Below are 7,459 nucleotides of genomic sequence, written 5' to 3' on the forward strand. Positions count from 1 at the left end.
GTTCGTCCCATGAGTGGTGTCAGCGATCCTCCGGACCCGGACAACACCCACCGAGAACCGGCCGGTGCGTCGGGAGCGGAGACCGCCGCACCTACCGACACCGGCTCGCTGCATCCCACGGCGGACCGCACGTCCGTCAACAAGCCCGTCTTCTTCGCGGCCGCCGGGATCGTCCTCGCCTTCGCGATCTGGGCGCTCATCTCGCCGGAGGGCGCCGAAACCGTCGTCGGCGAGGTCAAGACCTTCATCTCCACCTGGTTCGGCTGGTGGTACTTCATCCTCGCGACGGTCCTCGTCGGCCTCGTCGTCTACATCGGCGCCAGCAGGTACGGCCGCTACCGGCTGGGCCCGGAGGAGTCCCGGCCCGAGTACAGCCTGTTCACCTGGACGGCCATGCTGTTCGCCGCCGGTATCGGCATCGACCTCATGTTCTTCTCGGTCGCCGAGCCCGTCTACAACTATCTGAAGCCGCCCGCCGGACCGGCCGAGACCAACGAGACCGCCCGCGACGCGGTGACCTGGACAATCTTCCACTACGGCGTCACGGGCTGGGCCATGTACGCGCTCATGGGCGGCGCGCTCGCCTACTTCGCGTTCCGGCACAATCTGCCCCTCACGATCCGGGCGGCGCTGTACCCGATCTTCGGCAAGCGGATCAACGGCCGGTGGGGCGACGCCATCGACGTCGCCGCGGTGCTGGGCACCATCTTCGGCATCGCCACCTCGCTGGGCATCGGCGTCGTGCAGCTCAACTACGGACTGCACGAGATGTTCGGCGTCGCGCAGGGCAAGGCCGCGCAGATCGGGTTCATCGTGCTGTCGATCGCGATCACCACGATCTCCGCGACGACGGGGGTCGACAAGGGCATCCGGCGGCTGTCGGAACTCAACGTCATCATGGCGATCGCGCTGCTGGTCTACATCCTGGTGGCGGGCCGAACCGACTTCCTGCTCAACGGAATTGCGCAGAACGCGGGCGACTACATGTCGACCTTCCTGGACCGGACGCTGAATACCTTTGCCTGGGACCGCAATCCGGAGACGGCGAACCAGCCCACGGCGTGGCTCGACACCTGGACGATGTTCTTCTGGGCGTGGTGGGTGGCGTGGGCGCCGTTCGTCGGCCTGTTCCTGGCCCGCATCTCCCGCGGACGGACCATGCGGCAGTTCATCTTCGGCGTGCTCGTGGTGCCGTTCAGCTTCATCGTGCTGTGGATCTCGATCTTCGGCAACAGCGCGCTGGACGTCGCGCGCCGGGACAAGGGGTTCGCCGAGATGACGGCCGAGCGGGCCGAGGTCGGCTTCTACTCGCTGCTGGAGCAGTACCCCGGCGCGACGCTGCTGCTCGGCATCGCCACCATCACCGGCCTGCTGTTCTATGTCACGAGCGCCGACTCCGGATCGCTGGTGATGGGCAACTTCACCTCGAAACTGCCCGATCCGATGGCCGACTGCGCGACCAGCACCCGCATCTTCTGGTCCGCGGCGATCGGCGTGCTGACGCTGTCGATGCTGTTCGCCGGGGAGGGCGGATCCATTACGACGCTGCAGAACGCCACCATCATCATGGGGCTGCCGTTCTCGTTCATCCTCGGGCTCATCGGCTTCGCGCTGCTGCGCTCCCTGCACACCGAGTCCTACAAGCTCGACAGCTACCGCGCGACGCTGCCGAAGGCGATCGCCGCCGGGCGCGGCACCGGGCACGGCAACTGGCGGCGGCGCCTGCTGGCGACCACCCAGTACCCCGGGGCGGCGGCGACACGAAAGTTCGTGACCAACACCGTCATTCCGGCGATGCGCGAGGTCGCCGACGAATTCACCCGCACGGGTTTCACCGCGACGGTCGACGAGTCCGGCCGCAGCGAGGGCATGCCGTCCCCTACCCTGCTGGTCGACCAGGCCAGCGACCCCCGGTTCGAGTACTGCGTATGGCCGGTGTCCGCGCCCACCCCGACCTACGCGGTGCTCGCGCAGCGTTCCGCCGACCGCTACTTCCGCTGCGAGGTGTACCTGGCCGAGGGCTCGCAGGGCTACTCGCTCAACGGCTACACCCGCGAGCAGATCATCGGCGACATCCTCGACCAGTACGAGCGCCACCTGGCCTACCTGCACCTGCGGCGCTCCGCGACCGACCACTACGAGCCGAACCCCGACGATGCCGAAGTGACCGACAGCGATCCTGAAGGGACACCGACTGCACATGAGTGAGCGCAGCGAGCGAACATCGACACAGGCGACCTTGTCGCTCATGCCGGAGCCGAGCGTCAGCGAGGCGGAGGCATGAGCGACACCCTCTACATCGACGGCGCCTGGCGCCCCGCCGCATCCGGCGAGACTCGCGAGATCCGTTGCCCCGCCGACAATTCCGTCGTCGGCATCGTCGCCGAGGCGGATGCGGCCGATACCGAGGCCGCCATTGCCGCCGCCCGCCGCGCCTTCGACGGCGGCCCGTGGCGGCAGACCGCGGCGGCCGAGCGCGGGGATCTGCTGCTGCGGGTCGCCGACGCGATCGACACCCGGCGCGACGAATTCGTCCGCGCCGAAACCCTCGACACCGGCAAGCGCCCCTACGAATCGGATATCGACATGTCCGATATCGCGAACTGCTTCCGGTACTTCGGCAAGCTCGCCGCCGAGGACGCCGGTCGCGTCGTCGACGCGGGCTCCCCCGACGTCGACTCCCGGATCGTCTACGAACCGGTCGGCGTGTGCGGGTTGATCACCCCGTGGAACTACCCGCTGCTGCAGGCGGCGTGGAAGGTCGCGCCCGCGCTGGCCGCGGGCAACACGTTCGTGCTGAAACCCGCTGAGCTGACGCCGCATACGGCGATCCTGCTGCTGTCGGTGCTGCACGACCTCGAGGTGCCGCCCGGTGTGGCCAATCTCGTGCTCGGCGCGGGCGCCACCGCGGGCGCACCGCTGTCGGCGCATCCCGATGTCGACCTGGTCTCGTTCACCGGTGGCCTGGTCACCGGCCGGGTCATCGCCCGCGAGGCGGCGGCGACGGTCAAGAAGGTGGCGCTCGAGCTCGGCGGCAAGAATCCGAACGTCGTCTTCGCCGACGCCTGCGATACCGACGAGCGGCTGGCCGCCGCCGTCGACAACGCCCTGAACGCCGCATTCCTGCACTCGGGCCAGGTGTGCTCGGCGGGCGCCCGGCTGGTGATCGAGGCGTCGGCGCACGACCGCTTCGTCGACGAGCTGGTGCGCCGCGCCGAGCAGATCCGGATCGGCCTGCCCTTCGCCGAGGGCACCGAGACCGGTCCGCTCATCTCCGCCGCGCACCGGGACAAGGTGCACGCCTACGTCGAGCAGGCCCGCGCCGACGGCGCCGTCATCCGCACCGGCGGCGAATTCGCCACCGGCGACCAGGGTTCCGGCAGCCTCGACAACGGCTGGTTCTATCTGCCGACCGTCATCGACGGCGCCACCCGCGCCATGGCGTGCGTGCACGACGAGGCGTTCGGGCCGACCGTGACGGTGGAGACGTTCACCACCGAGGACGAGGCCGTCGCCATCGCCAACGACACCGAGTACGGCCTGTCCGGCGGGGTGTGGTCCTCCGATGCCGCGCGCGCCCGCCGCATCGCCGCCCGGCTGCGGCACGGCACGGTGTGGGTCAACGACTTCGGGCCCTACCTGCCGCAGGCCGAGTGGGGCGGCTACGGGCAGTCCGGTGTCGGCCGCGAACTGGGTCCGTCCGGGTTGCACGAGTACCGCGAGGCCAAACACGTCTACGAGAATCTCCGGCCGGGAGTCACCGGCTGGTTCGCCGAGCGAGGGGAGCAGAAGTGAGTGAGCACTACGACTACGTGGTCGTCGGCGGCGGCTCGGCTGGTGCGGCCGTCGCGTCCCGGTTGTCCGAGGATCCGTCGGTGACGGTCTGCCTGCTCGAGGCCGGACCGTCCGACGTCGGCGACGACGCCATCCTGCGGCTCGACCGCTGGATGGAGCTGCTCGAATCCGGCTACGACTGGGACTATCCCATCGAACCGCAGGAGAACGGCAACTCGTTCATGCGGCACGCCCGCGCGAAGGTGCTCGGCGGCTGCTCGTCGCACAACAGCTGCATCGCGTTCTGGGCGCCGCGCGAGGACCTCGACTCCTGGGAACGCGACCACGGTTGCGCCGGTTGGGGTTCGGACTCGGTGTACCGGCTGTATCCGCGGATCGAGACCAACGACGCACCCGGCGACCATCACGGCCGCAGCGGTCCCGTGCACATCATGACGGTGCCGCCGGACGACCCGTGCGGCGTCGCCGTGCTCGACGCGTGCGAGGCCGTCGGGATCCCGCGGGCCGAATTCAACTCCGGGCGCACGGTGGTCAACGGCGCCAACTTCTTTCAGATCAACAGCCGGGCCGACGGCACCCGCTCCTCCTCGTCGGTGAGCTACCTGCACCCGAACCTGGACCGGCCGAACCTCACCGTTCGCACGGGCTCGTGGGCCAAGCAGATCATCGTCGAAGGCATGCGGGCCGTCGGCGTCGAGATCACCGACAACGCGTTCGGCCGCTCCACCCGGATCTCGGCCGACCGCGAGGTCATCGTCTCCACCGGGGCCATCGACTCGCCGAAGCTGCTCATGCTGTCGGGTATCGGTCCCGCGGATCACCTGCGCGAGAACGGGATCGACGTGCTGGTCGACTCCCCCGGTGTCGGCGCCCACCTGCAGGACCACCCGGAGGGCGTCATCGGATTCGAGACGAAGCGGAAGATGGTGCGCCGCTCGACACAGTGGTGGGAGGCGGGCATCTTCACCACCACCGTCGACGGGCTCGACCGGCCGGACCTGATGATGCACTACGGCAGCGTGCCGTTCGATATGCACACGCTGCGGCAGGGCTATCCGACCGCGGACGAGACCTTCTGTCTCACACCGAATGTCACCCACGCCCGCTCCCGGGGCACGGTCCGGCTGCGCTCGCGCGACTTCCGCGACAAGCCGCGCGTCGACCCGCGCTACTTCACCGATCCCGAGGGGCACGATCTGCGCGTGATGATCGCCGGACTCCGCAAGGCGCGCGAGATCGCCGCGGCCGCACCGCTTTCCGACTGGGTGGCGCGCGAACTCTATCCGGGGCCGGACGCGCAGACCGACGGCGAGCTGGCCGACTACATCCGCCGCACCCACAACACCGTCTATCACCCGGCGGGCACGGTCCGGATGGGCGCCGCCGACGACCCGATGAGCCCGCTGGATCCGGAGCTGCGGGTCAAGGGCATCGACGGCCTGCGCGTCGCCGACGCCTCGGTGTTCCCCGAGCACACGACGGTGAACCCGAATATCACCGTGATGCTCGTCGGCGAGCGCTGCGCGGAACTGGTCGCCGCGAGCTGACCTGCGGCCGAATCCGGTACCGCGCGCGCGAGTCTCGGTACGATCGGCGGCATTCGTGTCCCGTCCGCTCCGCCGGAGGTTTGTCTGATGAAGTTCGCTCGCGGGTTCCTCATGTGCACAGCGACGTTCGCGTTCGCGATGGCCGCGGCGGCGGGCACGGCCGCCGCCGCGCCCACGACCGTTCCGTTCCAGATCAACACCGCACCGTACGGGAATCCAAACGGGAGCTTCGACAGCGCTCCGTCTCGGTGCGTCGCCATCGTCGGTGAACAGCCCGGCGTGGTCACCGTCGCGGGCGCCAACCCCGGCGGCTGGGGCTGCGAAGTTTCGGCGGCGCTGCAATGGGTCAATCTCTCGACCGGTGTCACCGGTGCGGCGCGGACCTCCGACGGACTGTTCGGTTTCCCGTCGAAGGCCACGCTGCACACCGGGCCCGGCCGAATCGCACTGATCCTCAGCAAGGGCGGCATCACCACCCCCGGGTTCGCCACCTTCGACGTGCCGTAGCGAAACGGGACCGTCGATCACCGCCGCCGGGGCCTACCGCGAGGCGCTCGAGCGCCGCCGCGGCGGCACCGATACACTGGCGTCCGCTCGAAAGATGCTGAATGCCAACGTGTAGCGACCAACAGGTGATGTGACGGCGATGGCCGAGACCAGGACCCCAGTCCGCGTACAGATGCGGTTCCCGCACGGCGGAGTCGTGCTCCGCTATCGCGCCACCCCGACGATCGCGGCTCGCCTGGCAACCGAACTCCCCCAACACGGCGTCGACGTCCACATCGACGACGAGGTCACCGATCTGCTGGCCGACCTCCCCCACCCCGAATTGTGGTCCTCATAACCCGTCGCTCCCGAGCCCCGTTGCGCGGCAGAGGAATTCCTTCAGATACGGGTCGACCGCGTCGGCATCGGTGAGGCTCAGGAAGTGCGCTCCGCCGTCGACGACCACCGGCGGGGCGGCGTCGGGCAGCGCGGCCGCCAGCTCCCGAGCTCGGTCGACGGAGTAGGCGGCGTCATCCGAACCGTGCAGTACCAGCGCCGGGCACTCGATCTCCGACGCGCGGTCCAGCACGCCGTCCCGTTCGACCAGCGGGGTGAGCACGCGGTCGACATGGTCGCCGGACAGCCTCCGCCACTTGGCTTTCCACTCCGTTGCGTCGTGGCTGCCCAGGCAGATGGTGGCGTTGAGGTCGAGCAGTTCCTCGGTCGGACCGTGCTCGCGCCAGGCGGCCGCCGCCTGCCGGTAGCCGGCGGCGACCTCCGGATCCTCGGCGGCACCCGAGGTGCCGAGCAGCGCCACTGCGGCCACCCGCTCCGGCGCCAGCAATGCCATCCGCAGGGCGATGAACCCGCCCTGACTCGTGCCCACCACCGCGCAACGAGGCACGGCGAGCTCATCGAGCAGTCCGAGGGCGTCGCGGGCCACGTCCCAGTAGGTGAACGGGCGATCGGCAGGCGTACCGCCGTGCCCGCGCTCGTCCATGGCGATCAGCCGAAACATCGCGCCGAGCGAGCGCACCTGCGGAGCGAACATGTCGGCGTCCATCAGGTAGCTGTGCAGGAGTAATACCGGTGGACCGTCGCCACCGTGATCGATATAGCTCACCGGCTGACCACCGTCGACCTTCGCTGTCTTCCGCACCGGGCCACTGTATTTCAGATCGTCACCGTAGCGGTCCGGTTTGCCCGCGCCGGTCCGCCGGTGGCCGCGGAGCCGCGCCGATCTCACATTCCGGGGTGCTGTCTCGTCGTACAGGGAGGACGGACAACCCAGGAAGGCGGCGCAGCCATGACCACCTCGTCGGCATCGGATGACGGGCCCGATCCGGGCCTGAGCGCGATCATGAGCGAGCGGCGGCAGTTGATCAATGTGGCGTACCGGCTGCTCGGCTCGCTGTCGGAGGCCGAGGACGTGATGCAGGAGACCTACGCCCGCTGGTACGCCATGTCCGAGTCGCGGCGGGGCGCCATCGAGTCTCCAGGCGGCTGGCTGACCACGGTCGCCAGTCGCATCTGCCTCGACCTGCTCCGCTCGGCACGGGTCCGCCGGGAAAGCTATGTGGGCGAATGGGTTCCGGAGCCGCTGCCCGAGAGTACGGAATGGAGCACCGGGA

Annotated in this window: 7 protein-coding genes; 6 read left to right on the forward strand and 1 reads right to left on the reverse strand. The window is 69.2% G+C overall.

Annotated features, from left to right (window positions below; genetic code table 11):
* The first annotated feature begins 9 nt into the window (after nt 1-9).
* The 5 genes from betT (at nt 10) to NM1_RS42735 (ending at nt 6,186) form a co-directional block, all read left to right on the forward strand.
* A complete protein-coding gene (gene betT, locus NM1_RS34400) occupies nt 10-2,208 on the forward strand; it encodes a choline BCCT transporter BetT (protein WP_084520314.1) in 2,199 nt (732 codons plus the stop codon).
* 72 nt (nt 2,209-2,280) lie between these two features.
* Nucleotides 2,281-3,795, forward strand: coding sequence for an aldehyde dehydrogenase family protein (locus NM1_RS34405; protein WP_068029950.1), 1,515 nt, complete (start codon nt 2,281-2,283; stop codon nt 3,793-3,795).
* On the forward strand, nt 3,792-5,342 hold the full coding sequence (locus NM1_RS34410; protein ID WP_068029952.1) for a GMC family oxidoreductase: 1,551 nt from the start codon (nt 3,792-3,794) through the stop codon (nt 5,340-5,342). The genes NM1_RS34405 and NM1_RS34410 overlap by 4 nt, the downstream gene beginning before the upstream one ends.
* Nucleotides 5,343-5,429: 87 nt before the next feature.
* Nucleotides 5,430-5,849 carry a hypothetical protein gene (locus tag NM1_RS34415; RefSeq protein WP_068029955.1) on the forward strand — a complete coding sequence of 140 codons (420 nt, stop codon included), beginning with the start codon at nt 5,430-5,432 and terminating at the stop codon, nt 5,847-5,849.
* Between the two features lie 139 nt (nt 5,850-5,988).
* Entirely contained in the window at nt 5,989-6,186 is a 198-nt protein-coding gene (locus tag NM1_RS42735; RefSeq protein ID WP_147289034.1) for a hypothetical protein, read from the forward strand.
* On the opposite strand, the gene NM1_RS34420 is transcribed toward NM1_RS42735, so the two are convergent.
* On the reverse strand, nt 6,181-6,987 hold the full coding sequence (locus NM1_RS34420; RefSeq protein ID WP_068029986.1) for an alpha/beta fold hydrolase: 807 nt from the start codon (nt 6,985-6,987) through the stop codon (nt 6,181-6,183). The genes NM1_RS42735 and NM1_RS34420 overlap by 6 nt on opposite strands.
* 147 nt (nt 6,988-7,134) lie before the next feature.
* On the opposite strand from NM1_RS34420, the gene NM1_RS34425 reads away from it, so the two are divergent.
* A partial coding sequence (locus tag NM1_RS34425) for a sigma factor (protein ID WP_303757286.1) occupies nt 7,135-7,459 on the forward strand: 325 nt, incomplete at its 3' end.

It is taken from the genome of Nocardia mexicana NBRC 108244 (genome assembly GCF_001613165.1).
GTDB lineage: Bacteria > Actinomycetota > Actinomycetes > Mycobacteriales > Mycobacteriaceae > Nocardia > Nocardia mexicana.